This is a genomic window from Pseudoalteromonas agarivorans (genome assembly GCF_024518735.1).
GTDB lineage: Bacteria > Pseudomonadota > Gammaproteobacteria > Enterobacterales > Alteromonadaceae > Pseudoalteromonas > Pseudoalteromonas atlantica.
In genome coordinates, this window is the sequence record NZ_JANIGJ010000001.1 from 890,411 (window position 1) to 905,943 (window position 15,533).

Annotated in this window: 14 protein-coding genes; 11 read left to right on the forward strand and 3 right to left on the reverse strand. The window is 41.2% G+C overall.

Translation table 11 applies throughout. From position 1 onward, the window contains the following. Positions 1 to 41 precede the first annotated feature (41 nt). Together NQT65_RS03915 and NQT65_RS03920 are read right to left on the reverse strand one after the other, a co-directional pair. Positions 42 to 2,624, reverse strand: a complete 2,583-nt coding sequence (locus NQT65_RS03915; protein WP_029774528.1) for a TonB-dependent receptor — start codon at positions 2,622 to 2,624, stop codon at positions 42 to 44. A gap of 919 nt (positions 2,625 to 3,543) precedes the next feature. Beyond that, positions 3,544 to 3,969 (reverse strand): hypothetical protein, encoded by a 426-nt coding sequence (locus tag NQT65_RS03920; protein WP_256850553.1) that lies wholly within the window; start codon positions 3,967 to 3,969, stop codon positions 3,544 to 3,546. A gap of 339 nt (positions 3,970 to 4,308) precedes the next feature. On the opposite strand from NQT65_RS03920, the gene ccoN reads away from it, so the two are divergent. The 11 genes from ccoN to ttcA all read left to right on the forward strand — a co-directional run bounded on the left by ccoN (position 4,309) and on the right by ttcA (position 14,356). Continuing rightward, a complete protein-coding gene (gene ccoN / locus NQT65_RS03925) occupies positions 4,309 to 5,742 on the forward strand; it encodes a cytochrome-c oxidase, cbb3-type subunit I (RefSeq protein ID WP_004588826.1) in 1,434 nt (477 codons plus the stop codon). Between the two features lie 12 nt (positions 5,743 to 5,754). Then, positions 5,755 to 6,429 carry a cytochrome-c oxidase, cbb3-type subunit II gene (gene ccoO / locus NQT65_RS03930; RefSeq protein ID WP_256850593.1) on the forward strand — a complete coding sequence of 225 codons (675 nt, stop codon included), beginning with the start codon at positions 5,755 to 5,757 and terminating at the stop codon, positions 6,427 to 6,429. A gap of 5 nt (positions 6,430 to 6,434) precedes the next feature. Further along, positions 6,435 to 6,620 carry a CcoQ/FixQ family Cbb3-type cytochrome c oxidase assembly chaperone gene (locus NQT65_RS03935; RefSeq protein ID WP_004588824.1) on the forward strand — a complete coding sequence of 62 codons (186 nt, stop codon included), beginning with the start codon at positions 6,435 to 6,437 and terminating at the stop codon, positions 6,618 to 6,620. Then, positions 6,617 to 7,651, forward strand: a complete 1,035-nt coding sequence (gene ccoP, locus NQT65_RS03940; RefSeq protein WP_256850554.1) for a cytochrome-c oxidase, cbb3-type subunit III — start codon at positions 6,617 to 6,619, stop codon at positions 7,649 to 7,651. Before NQT65_RS03935 ends, ccoP begins: the two co-directional genes overlap by 4 nt. Positions 7,652 to 7,792: 141 nt before the next feature. After that, complete coding sequence (locus tag NQT65_RS03945; protein ID WP_256850555.1) at positions 7,793 to 8,284, forward strand: FixH family protein; 492 nt, start codon at positions 7,793 to 7,795, stop codon at positions 8,282 to 8,284. 8 nt (positions 8,285 to 8,292) lie between these two features. Then, complete coding sequence (locus NQT65_RS03950) at positions 8,293 to 10,668, forward strand: heavy metal translocating P-type ATPase (protein ID WP_256850556.1); 2,376 nt, start codon at positions 8,293 to 8,295, stop codon at positions 10,666 to 10,668. Then, complete coding sequence (gene ccoS, locus NQT65_RS03955; protein WP_002963071.1) at positions 10,665 to 10,832, forward strand: cbb3-type cytochrome oxidase assembly protein CcoS; 168 nt, start codon at positions 10,665 to 10,667, stop codon at positions 10,830 to 10,832. The genes NQT65_RS03950 and ccoS overlap by 4 nt, the downstream gene beginning before the upstream one ends. Next, the gene (locus tag NQT65_RS03960) at positions 10,825 to 11,496 is read left to right on the forward strand and encodes a sulfite exporter TauE/SafE family protein (protein WP_256850557.1); all 672 of its coding nucleotides are present in this window, start codon (positions 10,825 to 10,827) and stop codon (positions 11,494 to 11,496) included. The genes ccoS and NQT65_RS03960 overlap by 8 nt, the downstream gene beginning before the upstream one ends. A 68-nt stretch (positions 11,497 to 11,564) precedes the next feature. Continuing rightward, positions 11,565 to 12,302, forward strand: coding sequence for an FNR family transcription factor (locus NQT65_RS03965; protein ID WP_256850558.1), 738 nt, complete (start codon positions 11,565 to 11,567; stop codon positions 12,300 to 12,302). 106 nt (positions 12,303 to 12,408) lie between these two features. Beyond that, on the forward strand, positions 12,409 to 13,335 hold the full coding sequence (uspE, locus tag NQT65_RS03970) for a universal stress protein UspE (protein WP_024032584.1): 927 nt from the start codon (positions 12,409 to 12,411) through the stop codon (positions 13,333 to 13,335). A gap of 103 nt (positions 13,336 to 13,438) precedes the next feature. Beyond that, on the forward strand, positions 13,439 to 14,356 hold the full coding sequence (gene ttcA / locus NQT65_RS03975) for a tRNA 2-thiocytidine(32) synthetase TtcA (RefSeq protein ID WP_029774533.1): 918 nt from the start codon (positions 13,439 to 13,441) through the stop codon (positions 14,354 to 14,356). Between the two features lie 63 nt (positions 14,357 to 14,419). Here the strand turns inward: ttcA and NQT65_RS03980 are convergent, their stop codons facing one another. Further along, entirely contained in the window at positions 14,420 to 15,487 is a 1,068-nt protein-coding gene (locus NQT65_RS03980) for a hypothetical protein (RefSeq protein ID WP_256850559.1), read from the reverse strand. Between the last annotated feature and the right edge of the window lie 46 nt (positions 15,488 to 15,533).

A 15,533-nucleotide genomic window follows, 5' to 3' on the forward strand; every position in this document is an offset into this window, starting at 1 on the left:
GGCCCAGTAAACACTGAGCCTTAATACGATTAATGTGCTAATTAAAACTTAACGTTTACACCAGCAAATACACGGCGACCTAGTACATCGTATGTGTACGGGTCAGTGTTAGAATCGTTGTTACCTGTGTAGTAAGGAGGTTGCTTATCAAATAAGTTGTTAACACCTGCTGTTACTGACACAGTCTCGTTAAAGATGTAAGCACCGCTTATGTCGTGGTATACAACTGAAGGCGTTGTAGGCGCATAACATGATGACTCATCACCTTGACAGCTGTAGCTATCCATTCCTGCAATGTAGCGTGCTTTGTAGTTTGCGTTCCAAGCATCGCCTTTCACAGTTAGTTCAAAGTTAGCTTTAACATCTGCATAACCACCGATACCAGAAGTAATTAAACCAGCGTAATCAATGCTTGATTCAACAACATCTACTAGGTACTCGTCTAGGTAAGTAACATCTAGTGATGTATTCCACGCCAGACCAGCTGCATCAAATGTGTAGTTTAAGTTTAAGTCGTAGCCTTTAGTTTGCTCGTAACCTACGTTTTGTAGTTGGTTATTAAAAGCAATACGGCCAGTGCTTTGGTTAAACGATACCGCAGCAGAGCTACATAACGCAGTACTTTGGTTAGCTAATGAACCATCTGTTGCTAAACAAGAGTCAACTATGTATTGGTTGTTAACAGTAGCAATTGCGTTTTCAATTTCAATGTCGTAGTAATCTAACGTCATTGAGAAACCTTCAAACCACTCTGGCTCGTACACAATACCCGCTGTTAGCGTATCAGCTTCTTCAGGCGTTAATTGGTCATTACCACCAACAGTTACTTCTGCTTGGTCTTGTGCACCAGGGAAGCTAACTTGTTCAAACGAAGGTGAATTACCTGAGTATAGCTCAGCTACTGTAGGCGCACGGAATGCTGTAGAGCGAACACCACGTAGCATTACTTCGTCGTTTACACGCCAAGTTAAACCAAGTTTCCATGTTTCGTCAGAACCAAAAGTGCTGTAATCGAAAGCACGGATTGCAGTGCTTAGTTCAACGTTTTGCGCTAAGAACGCATCGCTAACTAAAGGAATTGCAAGCTCTAAGTACGCTTCGTTTACGTCAAAACGACCGCTTGTTGGCTCAACACGTGGGTCGTTTGCAAGACCTTGTGATGTGATTGAATCTGGGATGTACCATGCTTTTTCTTCACGGCGCTCAACACCAGCAGCAAAACCTACGTAACCTGCAGGAAGTTCCATTACTTCACCAGCTAATGATGCAGTGAACATTAGTAATTGGCTACCACCTGAGTTTTGCTCAGTGTAAACGTAATCGCTTAAGTTCTCAGCAGACCAAGAAGATTGCATAAGTGGGTTAAAGTCACCCGCTTCGATTGCATCTTGGATAGAGCCCATGTTGTGAAGGTTGCTTAAACGGTCAACTGAATCGTTACGACCAAAAATTACAGACACATCCCAATCGTAACCACTGTCAAGGTAACCTGCAGCACCTACTACAGTACGCACAGTGTCAACAACTTGTGAGAAATCACGAGTACCTGTGTCTGTCATACGACGACCGTAAGAAACTTCATCACCGTAGTTGATATTGTGGCTTGTTAGTGAATCGCCCATTTCTTCAGTGTAATCAAAGTCAAACCATACTGGCTGTGGTGCCATTTGTTGCTCTGACCAACGCTTAGAGTATGTGAATTCTGAGTATAAACGCGTGTCATCTGTTAAATCGAAGCTACCAATACCTGTAAGGTTTAAACGACGCATAGGCGTGTATAGGTAGCTGTCTGATGAGTAGTTGTACGCATCATCAGAACCAAAGTCATGCCAACCGTTGTCTGCTTGACCTTGTAGTGATTCATCACCTGACCATACGTGGCCATTTGGCGTGTATGAAGAACCAGAACAGTAAGGTGCACTGCCGTCGCCATCTTCAGTTAATGGACAATCAGAGAAGCTACGATCTGCTTGAGATGCGTCACCACGGTCAGTGTACTGAAGACCAATTACAACGTTACCACGACCAAAGCTACCACCCATAGTGATATCGAAAGACGTTTCATCAGCATCACCTTCTGTAGTGATTGCAGATTTAACATTTAAGTCTAAACCTTCAAAGTCATCTTTTAAGATGATGTTTACAACACCTGCTACCGCATCAGTACCGTATACTGCAGATGCACCATCTTTAAGTACTTCAATGTGCTTGATCATCGAAACAGGAATAGTGTTTAAATCAACAGTAGAGGCAGCACCTGTGCCTGAGTTGATCATACGACGGCCATTTACAAGTACTAATGTACGTTGTGAACCTAAACCACGTAAATCGATAGAAGCATTACCACCAGAACCATTATTGATACCTGGGTTGGTCATTGCACCACCAGTAGCAGTCATTTTTTGTAATACGGCATCAACCGAAACTGCGCCGGTTGCAGCAATGTCATCTGCACCGATTAAAGTAACTGGGCTAGCGGTTTCCATATCTGCGCGCTTAATGCGAGAACCCGTTACTTGAATTTTTTCAATAGCGTTTGCGCCGTCTTCGGCCGCTACTACTTGCATACTTGAGAACATTGGGATTGCTGCGATTACAGCTAAACCAAGAGTTGATTTTTTCATGAATAAACCCTACTTGTTGGAAATTTACCTTGATTGGTAATGCTCACTTTTTATAAGAATTGTGAGTCAGGGGGGCAACTTAGGCCGAGTTAACTGAACAAAAACTTAATGAGAGATCGTTATATATACAACACCAAAAAAGAATAACCATAAAAGGTACAAAGGTTATAACTTGTTGCAGTGTTAACTAAAAAAAACAATTAAAAATCATAGCCATACAGCAAGAATAAAGCAATTAAAACACACCTGAAATCAAAGTTATGCAGATTGTAATCAAATGTAATTAATAGATAAATATACCCTTTTTAGAAAAATTAACATATTAATCACAGCGCATTAGTAAAACCGTAAAGCTGTAATAAAATTAATAACCATAAATATGCAGATTTACCGCTTAAATAGTCTTATTAAGCTATTTATTTAGTTTTTTTGGTAATATTTTTTGTTCAGCGAGACTTCAACGTTTGCTCGGATCGGGAGGAGTTATTTGATTTAGCAAATCATTAGAGGGTCTTAATTTGAGGGCGTTTAGCCTTATTAAAATAGTTATCATGAAAGTAAGCAGGATTTACTTTTTTACATGCTCAGTAATGCAAGTAATACGCTTTTACTATAAATATGACGGAGCCCCCTATTACCGTAAGGCAATTCACTCCATAACAAGAACGAGCAAGCACACCAACATAAACAGATGAGAATGAAAAAAAAGGTTACAGCATACAAGGCAGCAAAGAGGTTTAAATGTGTGTTAGTGCTTTAAATACAATTTTATACACCTACTATTGCAGCTCTGCATATAAAAGACGTCCGCTTAATAGTACTGCTTTATTATAGGAATAGCTTATTATAGTAATACCTTATTAATAGCTGACTTTTATTATGCGCCAGCTAAAAAAATGATTGGCAGGAAAAAGGTACCTTAATACATCACATAAAAATTATAAAAATGAGTGATTTGCTCACCAGTTTGAACATTGCTTAAATTAAGCACCAGTTGCCACAGCATATTTTTCTCAGAGCATATGCCCACCATAGTGTCACTTTTATAAATAGTTGCTTCTTTAGTGAACTTTTGCGGAATAAAACCCATATACATGGTTATACTTTCAAGCTTAGCGTTATCTATTTTTAGGTGGGCGGGTAAATCAAGGTAAATATTAAAGGGGGTTTCGGGGGTAATATTTTTATCACTTAACCATACTTTAACACCGGTATTATAAATACAGCGCTGATTCGTGTCGCAATTTGTTTTTAACAGTGCTTTTTGATCTTTTTGATTGGCATTGTCACAGCCTGTTAATACAAAAAACAGCATTAAAAACAAAGATAATCTATATATATGCATAACAAATCCGCGCTAAATAAAAACAAATCTTAATTAGCATGCTTTGAAATAACAATAGCCAGTGTGATGTTTGGTTAATATAGGTACAATCTGTATCAAAAAATAAACAACAAACTCACAAACTTTGATTGATGTCATAATTTTATGTAATTGACCTATCTTTTTTAGGCCAAAAAATTTATCATTTCACCCGCAAAAAATAAGGGTTTCTCGAGTTTGTTTTCTGAAGCATTCAGGCTTTGAACGTTTTAGGTAATACGCTTGGGGAAAATAGTAGGCCCCACTTTAAACGGTGGGTAATTCATTTCTAAACGCATTTATTGCAGCGGAAGCCAGAAAATGAGCCAAACAGTAGCATCACAAACTGAGTATAACTATAAAGTTGTACGCCAATTCGCTATTATGACAGTGATTTGGGGCATCGTTGGCATGAGTATTGGGGTTCTGATTGCTGCCCAATTAGCTTGGCCAGCACTTAACTTTGATACACCATGGTTAACATACTCTCGACTACGTCCGTTACACACGAACGCAGTAATTTTCGCATTTGGTACCAGTGCACTTTTTGCGACGTCTTATTACGTCGTTCAACGTACTTGTCAAACGCGCCTTTTCTCAGACAAACTCGCCGCTTTCTCTTTTTGGGGTTGGCAGCTTGTTATTGTATTAGCCGTAATTACATTACCACTGGGTATTACTAGCTCTAAAGAATATGCAGAGCTTGAGTGGCCAATCGATATTTTAATCGCGGTAGTATGGATAGTTTACGCAGTGGTATTTTTTGGTACGCTGATCAAACGTAAAGTATCGCACATCTACGTTGCTAACTGGTTTTACGCTGGCTTTATTATTACTGTTGCAGTGCTACACATTGTAAACAGCATGGCAGTGCCTGTGTCGTTAACTAAATCATACTCAATCTACGCAGGTGCGGTAGATGCAATGGTTCAGTGGTGGTACGGTCACAACGCTGTAGGTTTCCTACTAACGGCTGGTTTCTTAGGTATGATGTACTACTTTGTACCAAAGCAAGCAGGTCGCCCAGTTTACTCTTACCGTTTATCGGTAGTTCACTTTTGGGCACTTATTTCACTTTACATTTGGGCTGGCCCTCACCACCTTCACTACACTGCGCTTCCTGATTGGACGCAAAGTTTAGGTATGGTTATGTCTATTATCCTATTTGTACCGTCTTGGGGTGGTATGATTAACGGTATAATGACGCTCTCTGGCGCTTGGCATAAGCTACGTACCGACCCAGTACTGCGTTTCTTAGTTGTTTCATTGTCTTTCTACGGTATGTCTACGTTTGAAGGCCCAATGATGGCAATTAAATCTGTAAATGCATTATCTCACTACACAGATTGGACTATCGGCCACGTACACTCAGGTGCACTAGGTTGGGTTGCGATGATTTCAATTGGTGCTATTTACCACCTTATTCCTGCGTTATTCGCACAAGGTCGTATGTACAGCGTTAAATTGGTTAACACGCACTTTTGGTTACACACAGTAGGTGTTGTACTTTACATTGTTGCAATGTGGATCTCAGGTGTTATGCAAGGTCTAATGTGGCGCGCAGTTAACTCTGACGGTACATTAATGTACAGCTTTGTTCAGTCTTTAGAAGCATCACATCCTTTCTATATTATGCGCTTTGTAGGCGGTGTATTCATCGTTACAGGTATGTTAGTTATGGCTTACAACGTTCTGCGTACAATTTCAGCTGAGAAAGAATCACTGAAGTTAGACGCGCAAGCACAATTAGCATAACGGAGTGAGATGATGAGCAATAAAAATTCACAAAACAAACATGAAATAGTAGAAAAGAACGTTGGCCTAATGGCTATTCTGACTGTTTTTGCTATTAGTTTTGGTGCATTAGTTGAAATTACTCCGCTAATGTTCCAAGACGATACCACAAAACCTGTAGAAGGTTTGCGCCCACTTAACGCGCTTGAAATGGAAGGTCGTGACATTTATGTACGTGAAGGTTGTTATAACTGTCACTCACAAATGATTCGTCCTTTTCGTGATGAAGTTGAGCGTTACGGTCACTACTCTGTAGCGGGCGAATCAGTATGGGATCACCCTTTCCAATGGGGTTCTAAACGTACTGGTCCTGACCTTGCACGTGTAGGTAACCGTTACTCGGACGATTGGCATTATGCACACTTAGTTGACCCACGCGCCGTGGTTCCTGAGTCGAACATGCCAGGTTTTCCTTGGTTAGCAGAGACAAAGGTTGATACCAGCCTGACTCTGAAAAAACTACAAATTTTCCGTGATACTTTTGCTATCAACCCAAAAAACCCTAAACACTTGGGTTTAGGTTATGGCAGCGACGAAGAGCTACAAGCAGATGTTGATAAAGTTAACGCTATGAATAACGGCGAAGGCGCAACAGAAATGCAAGCCCTAATCGCGTATTTACAGCAACTTGGCACCCACTTGAAGTAATTATTATGGATTACGGAACATACAGAGGCATTTTGACTCTGGTAATTTTAGTATTGTTTATTGTGATTGTTGTATGGGCTTACAGCAAGCGTAGCAAAAATCGTTTTGATGACGCTGCTAATGCCATTTTCGAAGATGAAAAAAAACATAACAACACACTCTCTAACGAGGAAAAGGAGTCTGAAAAATGACTAGCTTTTGGAGTATTTGGGTTATTGTATTAACCCTAGCCTGCTTAATCATCATTTTTAGCTTATTAGTTTGGAACCTTAAAAACTATGCGGGCGTAAAAGAAGGTGAAGACTGCGGACATGAATATGACGGCATTACCGAACTAAATAATCCACTACCAAAATGGTGGACGTACATGTTCTTCGCAACATTTATTTGGTCGGTATATTACTTAGCAGCTTATCCAGGTTTAGGTAACTGGGAAGGCTTAGGTAAATGGACTAGCTCTAATCAGGGTATTACGTCTTTAGCTGAATCTAAAAAAGCAGTTGCGGATGCTAAAGAAGAAGGCCGCTATGTAAAGCTTGATAAAGAATACGAAGCAGCACAAGAGCGCTTTGGTCCTATTTTTAACAAGCTTGCACAAGTACCAGTATTAGATTTAGTTAACTCTAAATTTGAAGGTGATGCAGCGCAGCAAGTAGCCCTTGAAAATGGCGAAAAGCATGAACAAACAGACGGCCAGTTAGCACTTGAAATTGGTCAGCGTTTATTCTCGCAAAACTGTGCGCAATGTCATGGTTCAGATGCACGTGGTGCAACTGGCTTCCCTAACCTAACTGATAAAGATTGGTTATACGGTGGCTCACCAGACAAAATTAAAGAAACGCTTCTTTATGGTCGTGTAGCCGCAATGCCTTCTTGGAGTGCAGCACTTGGTGAGCAAGGCGTTAAAGAAATGACAGCGCACGTACTTAGCTTGTCTGGTCGTACTGTTAACCAAAAAGATGCCGCTGCGGGTGCCGCTAAGTTTGCGATGTGTGCCGCGTGTCACGGTGCAGATGGTAAAGGCTCTGTTGCACATAACTTACCGTTTGGTGCACCAAATCTTACAGATAACATTTGGTTATACGGTGGCTCTCAACGCGCTGTTGAAGAAACCCTTAACCATGGCCGCGCCGGTGTAATGCCAGCATGGAAAGACATTTTAGGTGAAGATAAAATTCACCTGTTAACTGCCTATGTTTACAGTTTATCGCAAGATAAATAAACACCGAGTTAACTATTAATTAATCTTTTTATTTCAACAGATTAATCCAGATCAAAAAAGCCTCCAGTCGGAGGCTTTTTTTTAGTCTTTTACAAATATTTGCTATAAAATAGCCCTACCTAAACTAATTTTAGAGCAACTATGCAACCTACTCCGTGGTATAAAAATTTTTGGCCTTGGTTTTTAATCTTTTTTCCGCTAGCGGCCATTATTGGGTGCATAACCTTAATTATTACTGCTGTGGGTAACGGCCCAGATATGGTGGTTGATGATTACTATAAAAAAGGCAAAGCAATAAACTTAGAACTTACTAAGTTTGAAAAAGCCAAAGCACTGTTTTTACATGGCAAGCTTAATGTTACAAACGAACGTGCCAGTTTTGCCTTTACCAAAGGCGATTATAGTAACGTACACGCTTTAAAGCTGTCTTTTTATCATCGCACCATCAAAGCGCATGACTTTGAAGCAACGCTTACCCCTAATGCAAATAAAGAATTTACTGCCCTTTTAGATAACTACACACCAGGTGCTTACTCTGTATTTATAGAGCCGGTGAATGGTAGTTGGAAGTTAAAAGAAAACATTACTCTTCCTACAGAGCAGCCTTTGTTAGTTACCCCAAATTATAAGTAGCCACCACTATGAGCGTTTCTTGCTTTCATTGCCTTGAAAGTGTGCCAAATGGATTTCGCGCAACCGTAACAATAGATAACACGCCACAGCCTATGTGCTGTATTGGCTGCCAAGCAGTTGCGCAAAACATTGTTGACCAAGGCATGACCGACTATTACAAATACCGCACCGTACGCGCTGGTAAAGTAGAGCAGTTAGTCCCTGAGCAACTCGCGTTTATTAAAAGCTACGACAACGAAGACATACAAGATGAGTTTATAGCCACAACCGATAACTTATCCCAAGTACTTTTAAGTGTTGAAGGCATTACCTGCGCCGCGTGTGCATGGCTTATCGAAAAGCAATTACTTAGCTTAAAAACGGTAAAGCGCGTTGATGTTAATACCTCAACTAACCGTGCCATGATCCAATGGGATAAAACCCAAACCCCGCTAAGCGAAATTATTACTTCCTTAGCCAAAATTGGCTATAAAGCTTACCCGTTTCAAGCCGATGACGAAGCCCAACAAAAGCAACAAACAGCAAAAGCCTATATACGCCGCTTAGGTGTTGCAGGGCTGATGACCATGCAAGTGATGATGTTTGCCTTTGCCATGTACTTTGGCATGTTCTCGGGTATGGATAATAACTTTGAGCAATACTTTAGGTGGATAAGCCTAGTACTTGCCTCCCCCGTTATTTTATACAGCGCATTACCCTTTTTAACTAATGCTATTAATGGCTTAAAAGCAAAACAGTTAAATATGGACTTACCCGTTTCGCTGGCTATTTTTGGTGCGTATAGCGCCAGCTGTTATGCCACATTTATGCAAGTAGGCGAAGTGTATTTTGAATCGGTATGTATGTTTACCTTTTTATTATTATTAGGTAAATACCTTGAATTTAGAGCCCGATTAAAAGCCAGTGAGTTTACCGCCAACTTACAAAAGCTGCTACCTTTAACCGCCCGCACCCTTGATGATAACGGCCAAGAGCATATTATTGCAGCTAAAAAGCTTAAGCTTAATGATGTTGTACTCATAAAAGCTGGCGAAACTATTCCCGCTGACGGAGAGCTTATCAAGGGGCAAACAAGTGTTGATGAGTCGATGATGACCGGTGAGCATCAGCCCGTTAATAAGTTTATTGGCCACAATGTGTATGCTGGGTGTGTTAATCACGATGGCGTAATAGAAATAAAAATAAATAAAATTGGCCAAAACACCCTACTAAACCAAATTATACACTTACAACACACAGCGCTTACCAAGCGCCCTAAACTGGTAGAAATTACCGATAAAGTTGCCCAGTGGTTTATTGCCTGCTTGCTAGTTTTTGCCTCTATAACGGCCATTGGCTGGTACCAAATTGACCCAGAGCACGCGTTTTGGATCACTATTTCTGTATTGGTTGCCACTTGCCCTTGCGCGCTTAGCCTTGCTATACCTACCGCATTAACGTGCGCTGTAGCCACGCTTACCCGCAAAGGGGTGTTAATTAAACAAGCGCATGTGCTCGAAACCCTCTCGCAATTAACGCTGTTTGCCTTTGATAAAACAGGCACCCTCACACAAGGTAAATTTAGCTTAGATGCCATTGATATACTCGATGACACAATCTCTAAAGAGCAAGCGCTAAATATTGCAGCCCAGTTAGAGCGTTATTCTGAGCACCCCATAGCCAGCGCATTTAATAAATACGCCACCACCGAGCTTGCCCTTACAAACATTACTGTACACCCAGGTATGGGCATTAGTGCACAAAGCGCAGATGATCATTACGCTATTGGTAAAAGCGGCTGGTTTGACAGTAAAAAAACAAATGCCCAAGCAAGCCTATTTATAAATAAACGCGTAGTTGCTCGTTTTTACTTTATAGATAAAGTAAAACCCGGTGCCAGTGAGCTTATAAGTACCTTACAAGCACAAAACTTGAGCTGTCATATGCTCACAGGCGATGCATCAGACGCCGGACAAAAAATAGCAAAACAGTTAAAGCTCAACAGCAGCCAAAGCGCCCTGTCGCCTAAAGATAAACAAACCGCCGTGGAGCAATGGTCATCACAAAACGAAGTGGTTGCCATGGTAGGCGATGGCATTAACGACAGCCCAGTATTTGCTAGTGCCCATTTATCCATTGCAATGGAAACCGGTGCCGACATTTCTAAAAACAGTGCCGATGTAGTGCTGTTAAACAGTGATTTAGCCTCAATTGCGCACCTACTCAATGTTGCTAAGCAAACCAGGCGAATCATTAAGCAAAACCTAACGCTGTCTTTGTTGTATAATGCCTCTATTTTACCGCTTGCAGCGCTTGGGCTTGTTGCCCCGTGGATGGCCGTTATCGGTATGTCTGCCAGCTCAATTATTGTGATTAGTAATTCACTAAGGCTTTTAAAGTTATGAGCATAATTTATATTTTAATCCCGATTGCCATATTATTTGTGATTATTGCCATTGGCGTGTTTTTTTGGGCCGTTAAAAGCGAGCAATTCTCTGATTTAAACAAACAAGGTCATAGTATTTTGTTTGAAGATGATAAAGAACAACACAACAAAAGTAATGATTGACCCACTTTACACCAGCGCCTTTTTAATGGGCTTAATTGGTAGCGGGCATTGCCTTGCCATGTGCGGTGGTATTGCCAGCTCATTGCAATTGGCCAGTAACAAGCGCCAATCTGTTATTTATTCATTTGCTTATAACATTGGCCGAGCGTGTAGCTACATGCTGGCTGGCGCACTCGTTGCGGGTATAAGTAGCCAATTTGCAAAGCAAAATACGTTTTTTTCTGTAACCCTTTCATTCATTGCGGCTATTTTTATGCTGCTGGTAGGCGTGTATATAATGCGCTTAGGCCCCACTTTGCAATGGCTTGAAAAAATAGGCAAAACACTTGTTTGGCAGCATATAGTTAAGCTTAATAAGTATTTAATGCCAGTAGATTCAACGCCTAAAGCATTGGGTTACGGCGCGTTGTGGGGGTGGCTACCCTGTGGTTTGGTTTATTCAGCGCTCACATGGGCAATGACCAGCCCTAGCGCATTTGATGGTGCCCTAGTGATGCTTTGCTTTGCGCTTGGCACCTTTCCGGCTATGATCACCTTAGGCCTTGCCGCCCAAAAACTGAATAGTGTTATTAACCACCCATGGACGCGAATTGTGTTAGGCAGTATTATAATTTGGTATGGTATGTACCTGTTGATCATTGCCACCGACAAACTAGTACATTAATCATCAGCGGCATTAAGCCACTCGGTTTATTTTCACTGCTGTGTATAAAAATTAAAACGGATTAAATTATGGATTTCTCTCAAAGTCGCGCTAAAAGTAATTGTGCTATTAGCTGTAACAACTGCAGCATCAGCCAATTGTGTTTGCCGTTTTCGTTAAATGGCCAAGAAATGGATAAACTTGACGAAATCATTGAACGCAAAAAGCCTCTGCACAAAGGCGACTACTTGTTTGAATCCGGTGCTGCGCTTAATGCAATTTATGCAGTACGCTCAGGCTCATTTAAATCGTACACATTGTCTGAACAAGGGGATGAGCAAATTACCGGTTTTCACTTAGCCGGCGATTTAGTCGGCTTTGATGCCATTAGCAAAATGGCTCACCAGAGCTTTTCGCAAGCACTAGAAACATCAATGGTCTGCGAAATCCCGTTTGATACACTCGATGAGTTAGCAGGTAAATTACCCAAACTTCGCCAACAAATTATGCGTTTAATGAGTAGCGAAATTACCTACGATCAAGAAATGCTGCTACTTCTTAATAAAAAATCGGCAGAAGAGCGCCTAGCGAGCTTTATTTATAACCTTTCGGAGCGCTTTGGCGAGCGCGGATTCTCGCGTAAAGAGTTTAGATTTACCATGACTCGTGGTGAAATAGGTAACTACTTAGGCCTAACCGTGGAAACCATCAGCCGCTTACTAAGCCGTTTTCAAAAAGCGGACTTAATAAAGGTAGAAGGTAAATTTATTACTATTTTAGACTGTGACGCACTTGCCAAAACGGCAGCAATAATTAAGCCTTGCTAAGCTAACAGGTGTTGTAACTTTGATTTAGAACAACAATTTGTGTGCTACCCCTTTAACTGCTGTGTATTTACGTTACACTGAAAGTAAGTTAAAAAGGGAGTAGCATATGAACACTATTAAACGTATTTTAGCCGTTATTGATCCCACTAAGGATGACCATCACGGTTTAGCTCGCTCGATTGATTTAGCCAAAAAGTCAGGCGCCAGTATTACCGCCTTTATGACTGTTTACGACTTTTCTTACGAAATGACCACCATGTTGTCGTTTGAAGAGCGCGAAGCAATGCGAAAAGCCGTTATAAACGATAGAGAATTATGGCTTAAGGATATAATTTCTACCTACCCAGATGTAAATATCACCACCCAGGTGGTCTGGCATAACCGCCCTTTTGAAGCCATTATTAATACCGTGATTGAACAAGAATACGATTTAGTGGTTAAAAGTACCCATCAGCATGGTGCGCTAAAATCGGTTATTTTTACCCCTACCGACTGGCACTTAGTACGTAAATGTCCCACACCTGTGTTATTTGTAAAAGAAATGGCTTGGCCTGAGCAAGGTAATATTTTAGCCGCGGTCAATGCGGTTAGTGAAAACGATGAGCATGTAGCCCTTAATAAACGCATTATTAAAGATGCACAATTTTTATGTGAACTTGCCAACGCTAAACTTAACTTAGTTAATGCCTACCCTGCTACACCCATTAATATTGCCATAGAGATACCAGAATTTAACCCAGGCCTTTATAACGAATCTGTAAAAAAACACCACATAGAATCTACCAACGAGCTTGCTAAAACCTTTAGTTTAACTAATGAGCAATGCTTTATAGAAGAAGGCCTACCGGAGGATGTGATCCCCGATGTAGCAAATCGCTTAAATAGCGAACTGGTGGTGATTGGCACCGTAGGGCGCACGGGGCTAAGTGCCGCATTGGTTGGCAACACTGCCGAGCACGTAATTGATAGCCTAGATTGCGATGTCTTGGCATTAAAACCTGATGGCTACGTAAGCCCGCTTGCCAAAAGTTAAACAAAGCCTTAACTAGCGCTTTAATACCCATAGTACTTGGGTATATAATACGCCCCTTTATTTTCAGCAAATAATTTGCCGCATTGTTTTATAAGGGGGCGTAGTGTCTCACTCAGCTCAAGCCAAAGCTCAATACAACTTAAATAAGCTACAAAAGCGTTTACGCCGTCTTACTGGCCAAGCCGTCATGGACTTTAACATGATAGAAGAAGGCGACCGTATAATGGTATGCCTATCGGGTGGTAAAGACAGTTACACCATGCTTGATATGCTTAAACATTTAAAGCGTGTGGCGCCTATTAAATTTGATTTATTTGTTGTTAATCTCGATCAAAAACAACCAGGCTTTCCTGAACACGTTTTACCTGAGTACCTTGATAAACAAGATATTGAATACAAAATTGTAGAAGAAGACACCTACAGCATTGTTACAGATATCATTCCTGAGGGTAAAACCACGTGTTCGCTTTGCTCACGCCTACGTCGTGGTATTTTGTACCGTACAGCCAAAGAAATGGGCGCAACTAAAATTGCCCTTGGCCATCATCGCGATGACATGATCGAAACACTCTTTTTAAACATGTTTTACGGCGGTAAGCTTAAAAGCATGCCGGCTAAATTAATGAGCGATAACGGCGAGCATATGGTTATTCGTCCGCTCGCTTATTGTAAAGAAGCCGATATAAGTAAATACGCATTTAGCCAAGGCTACCCTATTATTCCGTGTAACTTATGTGGCTCACAAGAAAACCTGCAACGTAAACACACTAAAAACATGCTAGCGCAGTGGAATAAAGACCACCCTGGGCGTATTGAGAGTATTTTTACTGCAATGCAAAATGTGGTGCCTTCGCATTTAGCCGATACAGAACTATTTGACTTTGAAAACCTAAAAACCGGCGACGTTATTGATGGCGGCGATATAGCACTCGATAAACCAGATATACCTAACGCGCCTGTAAGCGATGAAGATGAAAACCAACAGCAACAAGCTGATGTGGTTACTATTAACCTAAGCTAAGCTAACGGTTTTAAAAATACAGTTAAGGGGCTACTCGCCCCTTTTTTATACTCATTAATCCTGCTAAGCGCCTTTATCAGCTAACCCTTTTAAAAACTCTAAACTCATTCGCTCTTGCTCGTTTGCTTGATAAGGCAACTGTTGCAAACTATCGTAGGCAAAATCTGTAATTTCAAACTCAGTAATGTCACTGCTACCAAAACTATTACGCTCACCTGGGCTTGGCGACATGCGCTCTATCACAAAGTCACTTAAACGCATGTTAGCCACCCCTTGTGGTAATACCGACCAATGCGCCTTTAAATCCACCGTTTGACTGCCTTGTGAAAGTTTCTTTTTAGTCACCAAATGTGCAAGTGGGGTCGTATCACTGTATAAATTAGCTCTAATTCTATATAAGCCACTTTTAAGCACTTTTAAATGGGCTGTGGCTATCATGTTTTCGTTTTGTGCATAGGCATTATCAAAATCAATAAGCGTCGCACTGGGTGGCATATACTGTATTTGCGCAACTGCTGGCACCTTTTTACCTGCAACATTTGCCTCTACAAATAGCTGTAAATTTCGCGGGTAGTCTTCACTGGCTTTAAAGCGCACCGTGGCTTCACCCTGCTGAGCTGTGCTGGTTTTTGAACTGATTGACGCTTTAGTATCGGTATTGCTTAGCGCTACATTTACCTCTGCTAGGTTTTGCGCAGCAATATGAACGGTTATTTCTTGCGGGTATACAAACCGATATTTATCTAAACTAACAACGAGGGCATTACCCGCATCGTCAATGGGGCTTGTAACTGGGTAAAACTGATTGGGCTTTAAACGGTCTTCATCAAGTGCGCTTAAAGGCTGCGAATAAGGCGGGTATTTTAGTGCGCTTTGGTATTGCATTGCCACATGCTCTGCGGCACTGGCCAAGTGCTGATCATAATGTATTTTGGGTGGGCTTTTTGCCTGTTTTTGTTTTGGCACATCAATGGTTATTACGGTGTTTTTATCTGGGCTTGCTGGATCTGTCTTGTTTTTTATTGCCAGTGCAGCGGGAGGCTCAAGCGTTTTAACTTCATTTTTATTTGTAAACCACAGTAAAAACATCGCAATACTGACTACAGCGGCGCCAATGTAAAACTTTTTCATGTTGCATCAATCCTTTCAAAGCGTGCAGCAAATAACTACACGCTCT

Excerpts from the sequence above, each read along its gene's own strand:
- NQT65_RS03915 (WP_029774528.1), bottom strand. The coding sequence starts at position 2,624 with ATGAAAAAATCAACTCTTGGTTTAGCTGTAATCGCAGCAATCCCAATG.
- NQT65_RS03920 (WP_256850553.1), bottom strand. The coding sequence starts at position 3,969 with ATGCATATATATAGATTATCTTTGTTTTTAATGCTGTTTTTTGTATTA.
- ccoN (WP_004588826.1), top strand. The coding sequence starts at position 4,309 with ATGAGCCAAACAGTAGCATCACAAACTGAGTATAACTATAAAGTTGTA.
- ccoO (WP_256850593.1), top strand. The coding sequence starts at position 5,755 with ATGAGCAATAAAAATTCACAAAACAAACATGAAATAGTAGAAAAGAAC.
- NQT65_RS03935 (WP_004588824.1), top strand. The coding sequence starts at position 6,435 with ATGGATTACGGAACATACAGAGGCATTTTGACTCTGGTAATTTTAGTA.
- ccoP (WP_256850554.1), top strand. The coding sequence starts at position 6,617 with ATGACTAGCTTTTGGAGTATTTGGGTTATTGTATTAACCCTAGCCTGC.
- NQT65_RS03945 (WP_256850555.1), top strand. The coding sequence starts at position 7,793 with ATGCAACCTACTCCGTGGTATAAAAATTTTTGGCCTTGGTTTTTAATC.
- NQT65_RS03950 (WP_256850556.1), top strand. The coding sequence starts at position 8,293 with ATGAGCGTTTCTTGCTTTCATTGCCTTGAAAGTGTGCCAAATGGATTT.
- ccoS (WP_002963071.1), top strand. The coding sequence starts at position 10,665 with ATGAGCATAATTTATATTTTAATCCCGATTGCCATATTATTTGTGATT.
- NQT65_RS03960 (WP_256850557.1), top strand. The coding sequence starts at position 10,825 with ATGATTGACCCACTTTACACCAGCGCCTTTTTAATGGGCTTAATTGGT.
- NQT65_RS03965 (WP_256850558.1), top strand. The coding sequence starts at position 11,565 with ATGGATTTCTCTCAAAGTCGCGCTAAAAGTAATTGTGCTATTAGCTGT.
- uspE (WP_024032584.1), top strand. The coding sequence starts at position 12,409 with ATGAACACTATTAAACGTATTTTAGCCGTTATTGATCCCACTAAGGAT.
- NQT65_RS03980 (WP_256850559.1), bottom strand. The coding sequence starts at position 15,487 with ATGAAAAAGTTTTACATTGGCGCCGCTGTAGTCAGTATTGCGATGTTT.